Here is a 16,167-nt window from a genome sequence, read left to right on the forward strand (position 1 = left end):
ACTCGAGGTAAGGTCCCTCCCCCAAGGCCCTGGCGAGGAGGAGAACGTACATGCTCTTGAAGAGCTCGTCTATGTCCCCGCTCCTGCTGTACTCCTCGGCGAGGGTACTGATTTCTTCGGACCCTACCCTCATTCCCCCGGCGAGGTTGAGGAGCTGAAGGAAGAACTGGACGGAGCGCCTGTCGTCGGGGTCGGTTCTGAAGGGTTTTGGGAGGACCTGGAAGGTTATCCTCTTTCTTCCCTTCAGGTAGTACGCGAATCCCACGCTTCCGTGGGCGCGCAGGTAGTGTTCCCTATCTCTGTGCGAGTATTCAAGGCTGAACACCCTCTGCTCCCCGCCGTGAATCGAGTTGATGACCTCCACGAAGTGCGATAGCTCCTGATACGACAGGTCCACCCCAAGCTCCCTGAGCTCGCTCATCGAAATCTTGCCGAACTCGTAGAGCCTTACGACGATGTCCTCGGTCATTTCTCGTTCACCAGTCTGCGAAGGGTCTCCAGAAACTCCTCATCGCTCATCTCGATTATCCTGCCCTTCTCATCTATGAAGCTGAAGCCCGGCAGTGCCCTGCGGAGGGCCTCCCAGTTCCCGTAGAAGTACTCCTGGAGGAGCGGGAGTATCTTGTAATAGAACACCCTCTTGAGGGCCTTGACTTTCTCAGATGAGTTCGCCACCTCCATGAAGTAGCCGTGTCCGATGGTGTAATCCTTACCCCTCTCCTCCTCAATGGCCTCGTTAATCTTCGAGAGGAGGTGCTGGAGGTTTATGCCGCCGACCTCAAAGCGGCCGAGGGTTTCCGGCCTCGGGAGGACCTCGATGAAGGCAAACCTTCTTCTGAGGGCCATGTCGAGGAAGGCTATGCTCCTGTCCGTTGAGTTCATGGTTCCGATGATGTAGAGGTTCGGTGGCAGGGAAAACGGTTCGCCCGAGTAGGGTAGCGTCACTATGGTTTCCCTCTCGGCGCCGAGTCTCTTGTCTGGGTCAAGCAGGGTTATGACCTCGCCGAGGATTCTGCTGATGTTCCCCCTGTTTATCTCGTCTATGACGAGGTAGTACCTGCCCCTCGGGTGAAACTCTACTTTCTCCCCTTTCTTTCTCCTCCGCAGGAAGTCCACAACAACCTTTTTCATCTCCTCGTAGTCCGTTCCCCTCGAGCCGGTTACGCCGTGGTAGATTGCCTCGATAGCCATTCTCTTGAGGATTCCATCGGCGACGCGGTAAACCAGACGGCCGCCCAGCTCGGCCGGCCTGAACCCCTCAACGAAGTCCTCGTAGCTGTAGGACTGGTGGAACGTCACCACTTCGAACCGGTCTGCCTTTTTGGCGAGGTCTATCGCCGTTTGGGTTTTTCCGGTTCCGGGGGGACCGTAGAAGATTAGGCTCTTGAACGTCTCGAGAACGCCGGGTATGGAATCCTCCTCGACCTCCTCCTCTTCGGTCGGCGCTTCCCCGGTCTTGAGGACGTACAGATACGGGTTGTCCTTGATGAGGTAGTAGTAAAACGCGCCACTCGAGCTAGTTTTTCCCGAGGTTCTTCCGATGTAGAGGACCCTGCCGTCGCGGGATATTCCAGAGAACTTAGGGTCGAGGAACTCGGGGTTGTAGCGCCCGAAGAGTGTTTTGTCCTCGAGGTCGTCCAGCGATATGGACTTCCTGCCGTTCAGTACCTCGTACGGAACCACTCCTCCGTAGAGGTATCCCCTGAACTGGCCGACCGCTATGAAGAGACCTCTCTCAGTGAACTTCGCGAATACGAGCTCTCCGGGAAGGGGAAGAACCGACGTCTTCTTCTCAAACATCAGATATATCTCCGTCCCCATCTTGGTCCCGAGAAGTGCGTGGGGAACTTCGTCTCTCAGCCACATGTCACCGAGGGTTCCCTTTATGGTCGGGGGAGACGCGTACGTGGCCACTATCTCCATGCCGTCCCAGAATTCAATTGCGGAGTAGTACGGGTAAACCGGAAACGGTATTTTCCCAACCCTGAGAACCGTTTTCTTTCCGCTGGGTTCCTTGAACGTGTGCAGAATGTAAACTTCATCGTCGGTGTCGTAGATTCCGTGAAAGAACGCGTAGCCCCTTGGCAGAATGGGTATAAATATAATCTCAGCCTCCGAGGGTGCAGTGAAGTTAAGTCTCATATCTCCGAATATCACGACTCTGTCGTGGGGAGTCAATGATACGTAAATCGGTGGCCTTGAGAAGGTTATTCTGAGGGCCTTTTCCCTAGGATTCTCTTTCAGAGGATAGAGAGCAACCTCCCCGCCGCCGCATTTGGAGAATACGGCGATGTAGTTTTTTCCTGGGAAGATTATAACCTCCGACTGACAGGGAATTGGAACACCCTTTTCCCAGCCGGCGATGGGCTCACCTGAGACTTCAAAAGCGTGCAGAAACCTGGAATCGTAATCATCCCTCACGAGAACGGCCAGATAGCGCCCGTCGTCGGAGAGCTTCATCTCCTCGATTGCAAAACCGATTCTGTCCTCTTCATACTCCTCTGACAGGTAGGAGTTTATCCTATCAACTACGGTCTTTACAGGTTCAAAATGTCCCATAAATCAGCACCTCAATCGGAGAATAAGGAGTTATGTGGTTTAAGTAATTTATCTCCTAATCTTTTCATCAAGCATGTAGTAAACCGTTCTAAGGGGAATACCTAGACGCTCGCTGATTTCCCGCATCGGGATGCCCCTCGTTGCCAGCTCACGGACGAGCTTCACCGTTTTTTCATCGTATTTCCTCGGCCTCCCGCGAGGTCTCTCCTCGGGAACGAGTTCTATACCGAGCTGACCGAGGGCGTAGATTATCCTCTTCGAGACCTTTGGATAGAGGCTTGGAGGACAGCTTATCCGCCTTACGTTGGGAGCGTTCTCGAGAATCTTAACGACGACCTCCTTGGTCGGTCTCAAGTTTATGTAGACCTCAGTAACGTCCTCAGTAAGTCGGGATAGCTTTCGCAAAAGCTCATCGTAGGTTTTTGCACTGACCTTAACCTTCATCCCCTCACCCCTGGAGGAGGTCCAGAAACCTCTTTGCCGTCTCGCTCTTCGGCATGAACTTCCCGAACTTCTGAACCTCACTCTCACTGAACAGAACCTTGTGAAGGCCGGAAATAACGAACTTTTTTATGGCCTCCCTAAGCTCGGCCTCATCAATCCCGAGAAGCTCGGCCACCTTGCCTTCATCATAATCGCTCATTCCGTATAGCAGAACCCCTCCAAGGAGGTAGTTGGGAATAGTGGTGATGTCCTTTCTCTTTCCGGCAAGCTGACTCTCCATCTCACACTTCCTCATGACGTAGATGCTCCCCTGCCCGGTTTTGAAGTCCTTCTCACGTCTGAAGGGAAGGTCGAGGATGGAGTAGTGGCAGTCTATGCAGAGCTTTATTCCAGGGAAGATGCCCAAGGTTTCGCGCTCCGTCGAGGAGGTGAGGAAGTAGTAGCGGAAGAGGTCCAGTCCAAGCTTCTCGGCTCCACCCTTAGGGTCGAGGGAGGCATAAGCTAAGGCGAGGTTGTCAACGGTGTAGTGGTTGTTTATGAGTATCCCCTTAGTCTTCACGAAGGTTAAAACGCGCCAGCGGAACCTCCTTCCGTAGCGCCTCTTCAGCTCAGTTTCTATGTCCGCATCGGCTGGAAGGTCAAGGCGGGTCTTCTTCAGCCTGTTGTTCTCGAAGTACTCAACTTCAATGCGTATGCTCCTCGTCTTTACGGTCCCCTTCTCCCGGAGCTTGCCCTTTATGAACTTGAAAGTTTCCCGGACATCAACGCTTTCCCTTGCCAAAAGACGAAGTACATCCCCGGAGTACGCGAGGTAGGGCAGTATCTCAAGCCTTCCAAGCTTTACAGGCTTTTCAACCGCTTTAATTTTCTCGGCGTTTTCCTTCGTTACGACCTCTATCGGAATCTCCCTCCTGCCGAGCCTGAAGGTGTAGTTGGCCGAGAGTATAGATAAAGCCATCTTGTGGGCGGTTATTGCCGAGCGGAGCCTCTCAAGGGCCAAAGCCCTGTTGTGCTTCTTCCTGTAAATCCACTGAAGGTGGGGGTCCTTGCTCCTCTTGTCCGTGAACCGAACGGGGGGAGCGGTCTCCCCAACACGCCTTTCAAGCTCCTCCTGCAGGTCGCTCAGGAGGGAAACGTTCCGGGAGAGTGTGCGGGCCAGTCTAACGGGGTCAAAATCCTCAAAGAGCTCGCTCAGGTCTATCCCTATGTCATCGAGTATTTTGTTAACACGGGCGACGAGCTCCTCAGTCGTCGTCATGGCAGCAAATCACCGCTGTTTATTTTTTCGGGGAGGTACTCTTTGGCAACGAACTCGAGGGACTTATTCGCTAGAGCCTGTTGCTCAATCCTGACACCCCAGCTGAGCGCAAGCTTCAGCTGTCTCTGCCACTCCTTGTTCTGGAACCAAGGATACTCCATCTCCTCAAGGATTCTCTTGTAGTCGCCAGTCGGGCCGCCTTTCTTGTTCGGGGGAATTCCCTTGAGCTTCTCGGTTACGTTTTCCAAACCATAGCGCTTTATGTCGTCCATCGTCATGCCGACGAACCTCGCTTCCGGCGTTGCAAGCTTGTCGCTGAGGTAAGCCAGATTAATCGAGCCCTGCTTTATGGTGGAGTATATGTACCAACCGTAGGGGTCGCCATCGGTGAAGACGATGATGGGCAAACCTTCCTCATAGTGGAGCCTGTGGATTAGACGCCTGACGCCGCGCGAGGCCTGCCCCTGGGTCGCTATGATTAAGGCTTTCTCCCTCTTGGGGAACTTTTCCTCAATGAGACGGTCTGCCATAGCAGCGGTTTCGACGACCAGAGCGTAATCAACGTTTATCTCGGGGAACTGGATGTGTTCCACAGTTCCCGGGACGGCCCAGCCACCGCTTCCGAGCTTGCTCGCGTTGAACTCGTCTTCGCCGTCGCGAATGACTATATCGCCGTAGATGTAGCCGCGTCTGTCCGCTGTAATGTGCATCTCCTCACGCAGGACGCCGAGCATCCTCTCCAAATCTTCGATAATCGGGTCGCTCTCGCGCTGGTCCTCGAAGGTGTTCTCCTTCGTTCCGGGAATAGTGTGCTTGTTGGCGTAGTAGGCTTCACGAAGGCTCGCGTGCTTACCTTCAGCGACGAGCCTCTTCACGTAGGCCATTATGAGCAAGGTCTGCATGAACTTTCTTGCGTGAGCAACGTTGAGGAAGTACCTCCTGGAGAGCTTGTCACCCATCTTGATTAGCCTGCTCCTCTCGTCGAAGTAGACGTTGTTCAGTCCGCGCATGGGGATGTCAAAGTAGGGATTTTTACCGGCTTTTATTGCCTCCAAAACGTTTCTTCCATACTCCTCAAGCTTCCTGAGAACCTTTTGAGGGTCGTAGGAGAACTTCTCCTTCGGTTTCTCGCGTTTCAGGGCCTTTGATTTAGGCATCCTCAACCACCTCCACTGCGGTTCCCTCTGAAACAAGCTCCTTTGAAGCGAAGTGGCTCTCAATGAACTGCAGGAAGTACTTTCTAATCCTTTCCTCCGGCTCGCCGGTGAGTATGCTTAAAGCCCTCGCTATCTCGGGCACGTACTTCTCAAAGGTCTTCTTCCTCTTGACCTGGTAGAGGCGCCTGTGCTTCCCGCTGAGGTACGTCTGGAGCCTTCTCGCAACGTCCATTATGGCCAATCGAATCTCGTTGTATATCTCGTCGATGCTGGCTATGCTCTGCTTTCCGGTTCCTGTGTAGGGGACGTGGACTGAAACGACGTTGACCATAAGCACTAGGGGCGTTCTGTCGGGGTCATCAATCCGGTACCTCTTCCAGTCTATCGAGCGTGCGGCCTGGGTTGTTACACATGAGCCCGCATCAAAGAGGAGCGGAACGCGGTTTGCGTAGCGCAGAAGGTCAAACCCGCCCTGTATCTCACCGCCGTAGGCTAGACCAACCTCGACCTGGAATGGGATTCCGCCGGAGTAAACCTTGGGAGGCCTCGTTACCGCCGTCACGAACTCCGGCTTGAGAATTCCCATAAGACCTTTTTCGATGTTCTCCTCGCCTATGGGCCTGAGGCCGTGCGTTGGCGGAGCTAAAAACTTCATGTACTTGAAGGCCTCGACTATCTCCTCGGCCTCGTGCCAGGTGAGCTTCTCGGGCGGCTTCTCCATAATCTTTTCGACCTGCTTGACGACCTTGGTGTATCCCTTGAAGGAGCGGAGGACGGCTTTGACTTCACCGTTCATAAGCCTCTCGTAGAGTTGTTCTTGGACGCTCTTGTCCTCAACGGTCTTGATGAGCCTCAGGGCCGCTATATACTCCACAAGCTCATCAACTTTCTTGTCGCTTATCCTAGAGAACTCACCAACAAGGAAGCGCCTCACCGTTGTCCTCTTCGTTTTCTTGGCCATCCTGTAAACGTCGTCCGTCAGGACGCCCTTCGGGTGGGGCTTCATTTCTACGGGCGGCTCTGGAATCTCGTCGCTCGAGCGCGGAAAGACAATCAGCCTTCCGTCGGGTTCAATCAGCTCGATGTGGGCGTGGGGATTGGCTATCGCGGTGAGCTTGAGGTACCAGTAGACGCCCTGCTTGGAGCGGATGTACTTGACGTTCTTCACCTCAAGCTCTATCCTCGTCCCGTGCCAGTTATCTGGGTTCGGATGCTTCTCCTTTTTGACGATTTTACCCTCGTTTTTATCAACGTCAATCTTGACCCAGGCCTCGATTATCTCGTCGCCGGTGGAGGTAATCACGCGCGTTGCCTTTCCGCTCGTAATCTGGGCGAACATGACAGCGCCGCTTATACCGATACCCTGCTGGCCGCGACTCTGTATGTTCCTGTGCGCCTTCGTTCCGGCCAGCATCTTTCCGAAGACGTGGGTTATGTACTTCTCCGGTATTCCGGGTCCGTTGTCCTCAACGACGACCTTGTAGTGCTCCTTTCCGAGCTCCTCAATCTCCACCCTTATGTAGGGCGGAATTCCAGCCTCTTCACAGGCGTCGAGCGAGTTCGTAACGGCTTCGTGGACAACGGTCGTGAGCGAGCGGACTTTTCCAGTGTAGCCGAGCATTGCCGCGTTTCGCCTGAAGAACTCGCTGACGCTTTGAACCTTGAACTCCTTAAACAGCTGACTCGCCTCCGCCATCGTCATTCCTCCTCCAGCTTAAATTCGCCCTCAAGGGCCTCGTAGTAGGCCGAGCTTTCAAGCTCGAGGTCCTTCTTCCTCCTCTCGAGGTAGCGGTAAACGACGCCGTGAGGTGAACCCCTCGCTAACTTTTCAATTGCAGTCCTCGCGACTTCGACCTGAATCGGGTTTCCGATTATCGCCACAGTCTTTCCGTAAACGCTAACGTCTGCACCGCTCATCTCCTCGATAATCTCCCTCGTCCTTCCCTTCCGGCCAATTATTCTGCCCCTCACCCTCGGCAGGGCGTTCTTCTCGTTCCCGACGACGATATCAGTAAGGTTCACGACCTCAAGGATTTCACCCTCGTTGAACAGACGGAAGGCCCTCTCCGGCGAGAAGCCCCTTCCGATTGCAAGAACAATATCCCTCGCCTTCCAGACGGCGAGAGGGTCCCTGGTTTTTTCCGTTGATGTTATAAAGACCTCCCCTGTCTCGCTGTCCACCTCTATTCTCGTCCCGGTGCGCTCCTCTATCTCCCTCTTGGTTTTGCCCTTCTTGCCTATAAGAACTGCCACCCTCTCCTTCGGAATCCTGACGAACTCCTCCTGCTCGCCCTCTGCAAGGTAATCAATCTCACCGCCCTCTTCCTCAACGGGCTTCCCGTCCTTATCAACGCGCTCGTATTTCTTGAGGAGCCTCTCAAACTCGTCCATGCTCTCACCCCTCAACAAGCTCGCGGAGCTTCACCTCGTAATCCTCAACATCAACACCCTTTCTCGCGAAATAGTTCGTAACGTTCCTCAAATCCCTCTTCAGCAGTTCAACGCTCATTCTGTTCCTCCGCACGGTTGCCTGCGACCAGTCTATGACCACCGGCCCGTCCCAGAGCAGGACGTTGTACTCGCTCAAATCGCCGTGAACCATGTCGCCGCGCTTCCAGAGCCTCTCGATGACGCCGATTAAATAGTCGTACAGTTCCTCGAAGTCGCTCTTCTCAAGCTCCCTCTCAACGTCCTTCAACCTTGGAGCGGGCGTCTCATCGCCGATGAACTCCATTACTAGGACGTTGTTGCGGAAGATTATCGGCTCGGGAACGCGAACGGCGTACTTTATCGCCCTCTGGAGGTTCTTGAACTCCCTCCTCGCCCAGACGAAGATTAACTTCCTCATGTCCTTCGGCAGATAGCCAATTCTCGGGTCCGCCGCGAGGTACTCCCATATTCTGCGGAACTCGGTTGTGTAAGTTCTGTAAATCTTCACCGCTATCCTGTTGCCCTCCGAATCAACCCCAGCGAAGACGTTTGCTTCCTTGCCCGTGCTTATTACACCGCAAAGCTCCTCGATTTTACCGCGCCTGTGCAGGTAGACTAGGGTTTCTTTCGTCGTCCTGTCGAAGACCTCGTTGGCTATCTTGTACAGCTCGCTGTCCTTTTCGCGCCTTTCCCTGAGGCCCAGTATCTCCTCGATTTCCCTCTCAAGTTTCTCCCGCATGCTTCATCACTCGGCGGGAGGTTAGAGGAGAGCTTCCCCGCCCGAGAGGAAGTCCTGACTTATCTTGCCCTTCCTGAGAAGCCAATCAACCTGTGTCTTGGTGTAGCGGTAAACTATGTCGCCCCTCTTATCGCTCTGAACGGACCAAGGCTGAACTATGACAACGTCGCCAACGCGCATCCACATCCTCCTCCTGAGCTTGCCTGGAATCCTGCATCTCCTTATCTTGCCGTCCTCGCAGCGGACGTCCATCCACCCTGCACCGAGGGCCTGCTCTATAACGCCGAAGAGCTGACCCTGACTCCTGTCCGGGAGAGGAACGCGGATGACTTCGTCCCCCTCGACCTGTCTCTCCTTTTTCTTGGGAGCCATGAGCATCACCCCCAACCGCTTTGTTTGAGCCCTTATAAGCTTACCCCTGCAAAAATTCTCCAAAAGGTTTGCATGCCCAATCTTTTAAAATTTCTGCAATGAGATTACCCAGATATGTCCATTAGAGGAACATCAAAGTTTAAAAACGAACCGATGAAGATTGTCTGGGATGCGGATGGCGGCTGTGGAAGCAGAGAACCTCACGATACTCTACGAGGGAAAACCGGCTTTAAGCGACGTGACGTTCAGGTTAGAGGAGGGTAAAACCCTGCTCCTCCTCGGTCCGAACGGCGCGGGCAAGACCACGCTTTTGAAAACGATAGCCTGCTTCCACCGCGAATACAGGGGAAAGCTCCTCGTCTTCGGAAGGAACCCCTGCGACGCAAGAAGTTTGATAAGCTACGTTCCTCAGAGCAGTTCACTCAACGAGCGCGTTCCGCTCACGGCTTTAGAGGTCGTCGCGATGGGCGGGTTCTACGGGAGGGGCTTCGCCCACTTCAAGATTCCAAGGGAGGTTCTGAAGAAGGCCGGGGAGGTTCTGACCTTTGTGGGCCTCGGCCACGTTAAGAACAAACTCTTCCGCGAGCTTTCTGGAGGTCAGAAGCAGAGGGTTCTGCTCGCGAGGGCTTTAATGAGCGACCCCAAACTGCTCCTCCTCGACGAGCCCCTCTCAGCATTGGACCCAAGCGCGAGGGCAGAGGTAACGAACGTCCTCAGCAAGATAAAATCCGAGAAGAACGTCACGATGATAATAACGACCCACGACATAAACCCGCTCCTTGAGATAGGCGACCTCGTAATGCTGATTAACAGAAGGCTGATAGCCTTTGGAAAACCGGAAGATGTCCTCACCGACGGCATCATCAAGTCCGTCTACGGCCCGCTGGCGAAGGTAATCCCTGTCGGCGGAAAGCTCTACTGCATAACCGGCGACTTCCACATTCACAGGGACAGGGGTGGTGGGCTGTGATTCCTGAGTTCATTCTAAGGGCAATCCTCGCAAGTATTATGGTCAGCGTCCTCCTCGGCCTGCTGAGCCCGCTGATAAACACCAAGGGCCTGGCCTTCCTCACGCACGCGCTCTTTCACGCCCTCCTCTTCGGAGCCGTCCTCGGGATGATTCTCGCGCTCCTCTTCAACAGCTACGCCCTCGTAACCCTTGTCGCGCTCGTAGTGACGATTACAATCGTCCTAATCATAGCACAGGTTGAAAAGCTCGGCTTCACCCCGGATTCGGCTGTAGGAATAGTAGCGAGCTTCGTGGCCGGACTTACCGTTCTCGGCTTCGGAATCCTGTACAAGGTCATGGCGAGCAGGCCCTACTTCCCCCTTACCGAGAACATCGTTTCTTACCTGACCGGCGACATCTTCCTCATAACGCTCAGCAACCTGACGGTTTTAATCCTGGGCGGTGCGCTCATCTTCTTCGTCCTCCTCTTCCTCTACCGCGACTTTCTCTACCTCAGCTTCGACCCGGAGGGGCTTGAGAGCTACGGCGGGAACGCAAGGGCCTACCTCATGATTCTCTACGTCCTCGTGGGCGCTATCGGTGCCCTAATCGTCCAGACTGTTGGACTAATAACCCTCCAGGTCGTTGCAGTTCTGCCCGGCGCGATAGCGCTCATGGTGAGCTCGGATTTGAGGAAGGTCCTCGCGGTTAGCCTGCTTTTAACCCTCGCCGTCCAGCTCTCGTCGGTGGTTTTAGCTTACTTCACTGCAATCCCGCCGAGCGGTATAGCGACCATAATGCTGGGCGTAATCTACGGCGCGCTCCTCTTCCGGAGGTGAAACTTTGAGACGGAAGATAGCTGGCATCGACGAGGCCGGCAGGGGGCCGGTAATAGGCCCGATGGTCATCACGGCCATAGTCGTTGACGAAGAGAACCTACCGGGGCTTGAGGAGCTCGGAGTTAAGGACTCAAAAAAATTGACGCCGAAGAGACGCGAGAAGCTTTTCGACGAGATTCTAAGCCTTGCGGATGATTACGTCGTTCTGGTTCTCTCGCCGGAGGAGATAAGCTCCCGCGAGGGAACGCTCAACGAGTTCGAGGTCGAGAACTTCGCGAAGGCATTGAACTCCCTAAAGGTGAAGCCTGACGTGATTTACGCCGATGCCGCCGACGTTGACGAAGAGCGCTTTGGGAACGCCCTTAAGGAGAGGCTGAACTTTGAGGCAGAAATCATAGCGAAACACCGCGCCGACGCTCTCTTTCCGGTGGTTTCCGCCGCTTCAATCGTTGCAAAGGTTACAAGGGACAGGGAAATCGAGAGGCTGAAAGAGAAGTACGGCGAAATCGGGAGCGGCTATCCAAGCGACCCGAGGACGAGGGCGTTTCTTGAGAATTATTACAGGGAGCACGGAACGTTTCCTCCGATTGTGAGAGCCGGCTGGAAGACGCTGAGGAAAATAGAGGAGAAGCTCAAAGCCGAAACCAAAAAACCAAAGAGAGGTCAGCTCAGCCTTGAGGACTTTCTGGGGGTTTAGTCCTTCCCGAGCCGAGCTTTTCAGAGGCCCACTCCTTGAACTCCCTCAGCTTCTCCCAGTAGAAAGCCAGGGAGCTTCTGAAGGCCTCCCATCTCAGCAGTTCGTTCAGCGCGACGCCCATAACGACCGCCGCCGATGGGACGAGGGAGGTTGCGTAGAAGCTGAACTGGGTCTTCCCACCGAGAACGTACTGAAGGGCGAAGAAGCCGACCGTGCTCCAGAAGACCATGAAGGGGGTCAGAATCCCGGGCCTTCTGCGGTAGAGCCAGGGCATCGCGAAGATTAGAACGACCATGCCGAGGAGGAGAACGGGGTCCGTGCTCGCGAAGACGTTGGGGTTGAAGTGGAATGGGAAGGGTCTGTAGTTGATGAACCACTGCCAGAAGGGCGACGTGTTGGGGTTGGGTCCTTTGTAGCTGAGGTGCCACTTGAAGCTCGCCAGAAACTGCTCCAGCCAAGGGACGAAGCCTATGGCCTTTATTATCGTTATCTCCGGAACGAGGAAAACAGCTGTTGGTATTATGACGACTATAGAGAAGAACCTTATGAAGCTTTTCTCCCTCTTCAGGGCCTTCCAGAGGAGGACCGGCCAGCCAAAGGCACCATCAAGCTTTGCGGCCGCCGCGAGGCCTATCGCAATCGAGGAGCCAAGCTCGCTCTCATAGACCAGCGCCAGAACGAAGAGCGAGACAAAGAACGCCGTGTGTATGTCAAGCATCGCCGCAACGGAAGTTGCCTGGAGCGTCGGGTCCGCGACGACAAAGGCGAGGGCTATGAGTGAAGCGAGGTAGCTCCTGCTTATCCGGTAAGTCGCGAGAACGACTACGAGTTCGATTAAGGCGAACTCTATTATACCTGGCAGACGCCAGTAGATGGGCTTGTCCCCGAGGAGAACCATGCTCAGCATTATCAGGTCCTTTGCAAGGAAAGGATGCTCGGTGTTGAGGTAGTTCTGTATGTTCTCCTTGTCCGGATACCTAAAGCCGGTAACGATGTAGTAGCTCCCCGGCGGAAGCGTCTCCTTCAGCTCGGGGAGGAACTTGTCAAAGGTCGCCTTTGGAATCTCGTAGTAAACCCCCGGGAAGTTGTAGTACTCGTAGCGGTAGCGGACGCCGTTGGCCGCGGCGAGGGCATCAACCGCTCCCAGATACTTGAACTTGTCGCTCTCGTTCGTGAAGATTACGTTGACGCCGTAGGTTCCGTTGAACTCGTAGGTAACGCTCACACCAAGAAGGTGGAGAACGTTTCTGCTCGCGGGCACGTACCAGACCTCGTCGCCGATGTAGTCGTTGAGGCCCGGCTGGGATGCGAAGTGATAGGCAAACCATACCGTTCCCGCCATTGTCAGTGCAACGATGAGCACAAAAGCGGTCCTCCTCCAGTCCATTATTAACACCGCTGGAACTAAGCGGGCAACGTTTTTAAGCCTCTCCCCTTAGGCGAAAACATGCTCGAAGGGATAACCGAGGAGGAAATCAGGGAAGCAGTGGAGCTCATAAAGCGCGGTTTTGACGAGAAGAAGCTCCGCGCGAGGCTTGGAAAGGACTGGGAGCTGATAGCCGAGATAGCGAGGGCGAGGATTAGGGCTAAAGACAAGTTCTCGCGCGACGACCTGTGGCTCGACATGGAGGGCCTCCGCTACGCAACCCACGAGGTTGTCGCAAAATACCGCGCCGAGCGCCTGAAAGAATTCGGAGTCAGGAGCATCGCCGACGTCTCCTGTGGAATCGGAATCCAGCTCATCTTCTACGCGATGAAGGTTGAGAAAGCCTACGGCATCGACATAGACCCTCTCAAGATAGAGTTCGCAAGGAGAAACGCCGAGCGCTACGGCGTGAATAATATTGAATTCATCAACGCCGACTCTCTGGCCCCGGAGACCGTGGAGAAAATAGACGCGGAGGTAATCTTCTCAGACCCGGCCCGGCCCCCGGAAATGCCCGAGAGGAGGCTTGAGGATTTGCTCCCAAGCCCGCTGGCAATCCACAACGCCTACAAAGCCAAGACCGATGCGTTCATATTCGATTTGCCCCCCCAGATGAGGCGCGAGAGGGTTCCCTGGAAAGGGGAGTTCGAGTACATTGATTTGCACGGCCACCTGAACAGGCTGACCTTCTACACAGAGCCGCTCGCAAAAGCCGAGCGGAGCGCCGTAATCCTTCCCGCCGGCGTCAGGCTCGAGAGCGACCCGAACCTTGAGGACATCGTCGAGTGGACTGAAAAGCCTATGAGCTACCTCTACGAGATTCCGCAGGCCGTTGATTATGCCGATTTGCTCAACGAGCTGTTCCACAGGCTCAATGGCAACGCAAAGATGCTCCTCCGTGAGAAGAGGCGCGTTTTAGCTACCGGCGACGAGCCGATTAAGAGTCCCTACCTCAAGAGAACCTACTCGGTGGTTGCCATCCTGCCCTTTCATCCGGTCAGGATTAACGACTTCCTAAGAAGGGAAGGCTTCGGAAGGGCGACTCTGAAAATGAGCGTCCCCCAGGAGGAGTACTGGAGGACAAGAAAGCGCATAGAGACGGGGCTAAAGGGAGACAAAAGGGCCTTCGTCTTCAAGGTTGGGGAGAAAGCGGTTGTAGCGGAGGCGCTATAGCTCCTCTATCCTTGCGTTCCTAATCTTCTTCGAGCCTATCCTGAGCTGCTTGAAGTAGTTGACGTGCTCCTCGGGCAGAAACGAATCAAGGCTCGTTGATTTAAGGCGCTTCTTTTTCTTTTTCGGCTTCTCCTCGGTTTTCGTTTTCGGCCTAGTGGAGCCGAGGAACTCGTCAAGCTTCCTGTTCATCGCCCCTCCCATTGGGAATGGCAGACCACATATAAAGGCTTTTTCCTGGTTCAACTTTCTTAGGAAAGCTTTTAACTTCAGGGGTTTATGTGGGGAAAGAGCAGAGCGGGTGGTAGGTGATGTGTGGAATCATCGGCTACATAGGTGAAAGGAGGGCCTGTGAGGTCATCGTTAAGGGCCTTAAGAGGCTTGAGTATCGAGGTTACGACTCGGTTGGTGTGGTCACCGAAGAGGGTGGAAGGCTCTACATCAAGAAGGGTGTTGGAAGCGTTGATGAGGTTGTTGAAAAGCTCAAACTCCTTGAGATGCCCGGAAAGCGCGGCGTCGGGCACACCCGCTGGGCAACGCACGGGGTTCCCAACGATATAAACGCCCACCCGCAGAAGGACTGCACCGGGAGGATAGCCCTCGTTCACAACGGCATAATCGAGAACTTCGCGGAGCTTAAGGAGGAGCTCCTCAGGAAGGGGCACAGGTTTGAGAGCGACACGGACACAGAGGTGATAGCCCACCTGATAGAGGAGGAGCTGAAATCGAGCGAAAGCTTTGAAGAGGCATTGAGGAGGGCGCTTCTCAAGCTTAAAGGCTCCTTTGCTCTTGGAATCATCTACACTGAAGAACCGGACAGGCTCTACTTCGTCAGAAACGAGAGTCCCCTCGTGCTCGGAATAGGAAGGGGTGAGATGTTCGCCGCGAGCGACGTCCCGGCCTTCTTGGAGTACACGAACAGAGTGGTTTTCCTCGACGACATGGAGTACGCGGTCGTGACGAAGGACTCCTGGGTCGTGAAAAGGCTTGAGACGGGGAAAGAAGTCAGAAAAGAAGTCAAAACGATAAACTGGACGCTTGAAATGGCCGAGAAGGGCGGCTTCGAGCATTTCATGCTCAAGGAGATATTTGAACAGCCGAGGGTCCTCAGGGATGCCATCCACGGGAACGCGAAGGTCGTTGGTGAAGTGGCCAGGGAGATAGCGAACTACGATAGAATCTTCATCGTCGCGATGGGAACTTCCTACCATGCTGCCCTCGTTGGAAAGTACCTCCTCCAGAGGCTTGCCAAGAAGGTTCCAATCGTTGAAGACGCCAGCGAGTTCCGCTACGAGTTCGAAGATTTGGTTGATGAGAACTCCCTCGTCATAGCGATAACCCAGAGCGGTGAAACGGCGGACACCCTCGCGGCAATGAAGCTAGCCAAGAGGAAGGGGGCGAAGGTTCTGGCAATAGTGAACGTAGTCGGGAGCATGGCGACGAGGATAGCCGATTTAACCCTCTACACCCACGCGGGCCCCGAAATCGGTGTCGCGGCGACGAAGACCTACACGACCCAGCTTGCGGTCCTAACCATGCTCGCAATCGAACTGGCGAGGGTTCTCAAGACCGAGAGCGAGGAAAGGCTTGACGAACTTGAGAGGAACCTGAGGAGGCTCCCCGACCTCGTTGAGAAAATCCTCGGAATGAACGAATCCCTCCTCGAGCTGGCCGAAGACCTTAACGACAGGAGGGACTTCTTCTACATAGGCAGGGGTATAGGCCTCCCAACGGCCCTTGAAGGTGCCCTAAAGCTCAAGGAGATAAGCTACATACACGCCGAGGGGCTGAGCGCGGGCGAGCTTAAACACGGTCCGCTGGCCTTAATCGAGGACGGTGTTCCCGTTGTGGCGATAGCACCGAGCGGGAAGACCTTTGACAAAATGCTGGGCAACATAGAGGAGGCCAAGGCAAGGGGGGCCTACATAGTGTCCCTCGGCTCATCGGAGAGGCTGAAGGAGGCATCGGATGTCCTCATAGAGATGCCCGAGCTCGACGAGATACTCACCCCGATTCCATATATAGTTCCCCTCCAGCTCCTCGCGTATCATCTGGCCGTTTTAAGGGGCAACAACCCCGATAAACCGAGAAACCTTGCCAAGTCCGTTACCGTTGAATGAGGTGGTG

15 protein-coding genes and 1 pseudogene are annotated in these 16,167 nt (G+C 54.6%); 5 read left to right on the forward strand and 11 right to left on the reverse strand.

Annotated elements, in window-relative coordinates; genetic code table 11:
- The 9 genes and pseudogenes from MVK46_RS08045 to eif1A form a co-directional block, all read right to left on the reverse strand.
- A pseudogene (locus MVK46_RS08045) lies at window positions 1–469 on the reverse strand (restriction endonuclease); the annotation flags it as partial.
- A complete protein-coding gene (locus tag MVK46_RS08050) occupies window positions 466–2,559 on the reverse strand; it encodes an AAA family ATPase (RefSeq protein ID WP_297536162.1) in 2,094 nt (697 codons plus the stop codon). The gene MVK46_RS08050 and the pseudogene MVK46_RS08045, both read right to left, overlap by 4 nt.
- Before the next feature lie 48 nt (window positions 2,560–2,607).
- A complete protein-coding gene (locus MVK46_RS08055) occupies window positions 2,608–3,003 on the reverse strand; it encodes a DUF1699 family protein (RefSeq protein WP_297536163.1) in 396 nt (131 codons plus the stop codon).
- Window positions 3,004–3,007: 4 nt separating this feature from the next.
- A complete protein-coding gene (locus tag MVK46_RS08060) occupies window positions 3,008–4,261 on the reverse strand; it encodes a DUF530 family protein (RefSeq protein WP_297536164.1) in 1,254 nt (417 codons plus the stop codon).
- Window positions 4,258–5,418 carry a DNA topoisomerase IV subunit A gene (locus MVK46_RS08065; RefSeq protein WP_297536165.1) on the reverse strand — a complete coding sequence of 387 codons (1,161 nt, stop codon included), beginning with the start codon at window positions 5,416–5,418 and terminating at the stop codon, window positions 4,258–4,260. Before MVK46_RS08065 ends, MVK46_RS08060 begins: the two co-directional genes overlap by 4 nt.
- A complete protein-coding gene (gene top6B / locus MVK46_RS08070) occupies window positions 5,411–7,114 on the reverse strand; it encodes a DNA topoisomerase VI subunit B (protein ID WP_297536189.1) in 1,704 nt (567 codons plus the stop codon). Before top6B ends, MVK46_RS08065 begins: the two co-directional genes overlap by 8 nt.
- 2 nt (window positions 7,115–7,116) lie before the next feature.
- The gene (locus MVK46_RS08075; protein ID WP_297536166.1) at window positions 7,117–7,809 is read right to left on the reverse strand and encodes a KH domain-containing protein; all 693 of its coding nucleotides are present in this window, start codon (window positions 7,807–7,809) and stop codon (window positions 7,117–7,119) included.
- A 4-nt stretch (window positions 7,810–7,813) separates the two neighbouring features.
- On the reverse strand, window positions 7,814–8,587 hold the full coding sequence (locus MVK46_RS08080; protein ID WP_297536167.1) for a serine protein kinase RIO: 774 nt from the start codon (window positions 8,585–8,587) through the stop codon (window positions 7,814–7,816).
- A gap of 21 nt (window positions 8,588–8,608) precedes the next feature.
- Entirely contained in the window at window positions 8,609–8,959 is a 351-nt protein-coding gene (eif1A, locus tag MVK46_RS08085; RefSeq protein WP_297536190.1) for a translation initiation factor eIF-1A, read from the reverse strand.
- A gap of 175 nt (window positions 8,960–9,134) precedes the next feature.
- Here eif1A and MVK46_RS08090 point away from each other — a divergent pair, with 175 nt between their 5' ends.
- From MVK46_RS08090 to rnhB, 3 genes are read left to right on the forward strand one after another with little or no spacing between them, the layout of a single operon-like run.
- Window positions 9,135–9,929 (forward strand): metal ABC transporter ATP-binding protein, encoded by a 795-nt coding sequence (locus tag MVK46_RS08090; protein WP_297536191.1) that lies wholly within the window; start codon window positions 9,135–9,137, stop codon window positions 9,927–9,929.
- Window positions 9,926–10,747: a metal ABC transporter permease gene (locus MVK46_RS08095; protein WP_297536168.1), complete on the forward strand. Its 822-nt coding sequence runs from the start codon at window positions 9,926–9,928 to the stop codon at window positions 10,745–10,747. Before MVK46_RS08090 ends, MVK46_RS08095 begins: the two co-directional genes overlap by 4 nt.
- A gap of 4 nt (window positions 10,748–10,751) precedes the next feature.
- Complete coding sequence (gene rnhB / locus MVK46_RS08100; RefSeq protein WP_297536169.1) at window positions 10,752–11,444, forward strand: ribonuclease HII; 693 nt, start codon at window positions 10,752–10,754, stop codon at window positions 11,442–11,444.
- Here the strand turns inward: rnhB and MVK46_RS08105 are convergent.
- On the reverse strand, window positions 11,416–12,831 hold the full coding sequence (locus MVK46_RS08105) for a dolichyl-phosphate-mannose--protein mannosyltransferase (protein WP_297536170.1): 1,416 nt from the start codon (window positions 12,829–12,831) through the stop codon (window positions 11,416–11,418). The genes rnhB and MVK46_RS08105 overlap by 29 nt on opposite strands.
- A 60-nt stretch (window positions 12,832–12,891) precedes the next feature.
- Between MVK46_RS08105 and MVK46_RS08110 the strand changes: the two genes are divergently transcribed.
- Window positions 12,892–14,043 carry a methyltransferase domain-containing protein gene (locus MVK46_RS08110; protein WP_297536171.1) on the forward strand — a complete coding sequence of 384 codons (1,152 nt, stop codon included), beginning with the start codon at window positions 12,892–12,894 and terminating at the stop codon, window positions 14,041–14,043.
- Here the strand turns inward: MVK46_RS08110 and MVK46_RS08115 are convergent.
- The gene (locus MVK46_RS08115; RefSeq protein WP_297536172.1) at window positions 14,038–14,232 is read right to left on the reverse strand and encodes a PCNA-inhibitor; all 195 of its coding nucleotides are present in this window, start codon (window positions 14,230–14,232) and stop codon (window positions 14,038–14,040) included. The two genes, MVK46_RS08110 and MVK46_RS08115, sit on opposite strands and share 6 nt — an antisense overlap.
- 119 nt (window positions 14,233–14,351) lie before the next feature.
- Here MVK46_RS08115 and glmS point away from each other — a divergent pair, with 119 nt between their 5' ends.
- A complete protein-coding gene (glmS, locus tag MVK46_RS08120) occupies window positions 14,352–16,160 on the forward strand; it encodes a glutamine--fructose-6-phosphate transaminase (isomerizing) (protein WP_297536173.1) in 1,809 nt (602 codons plus the stop codon).
- The last annotated feature ends 7 nt before the right edge of the window (window positions 16,161–16,167 follow it).

Origin of the sequence: Thermococcus sp. (assembly GCF_027066465.1) — an archaeon.
Lineage (GTDB): Archaea > Methanobacteriota_B > Thermococci > Thermococcales > Thermococcaceae > Thermococcus.